General features: G+C 45.6%; 1 tRNA gene. It reads left to right on the top strand.

The annotated features are described in order from the left end of the window. The first annotated feature begins 60 nt into the window (after nucleotides 1-60). Nucleotides 61-148: transfer RNA gene (locus L0P31_RS09330), tRNA-Ser, on the top strand. Nucleotides 149-226 lie beyond the last annotated feature (78 nt).

Genomic DNA, 226 nt, shown 5'->3' with positions numbered 1-226 from the left:
TAGAGCGCACGCCTGATAAGCGTGAGGTCGGTGGTTCGAGTCCACTCGTGCCCATTAATAGGAGAATTACTCAAGAGGCTGAAGAGGACGGTTTGCTAAATCGTTAGGTCGGGTAACTGGCGCAAGGGTTCGAATCCCTTATTCTCCGTTTTATTGAGAGTTTATAACTCTTTTTTTAGGCTCTTTGTCAACTGTAGTGGGTTGAAGAAAAGCTAAGATCGCGAAA

This window comes from Streptococcus mitis (genome assembly GCF_022137125.1).
In the GTDB taxonomy this organism is placed as follows: Bacteria; Bacillota; Bacilli; order Lactobacillales; family Streptococcaceae; genus Streptococcus; species Streptococcus mitis_CE.
Note: the sequence above shows the minus strand (reverse complement) of the source record. Positions and strands in the feature narration are given on the sequence as shown.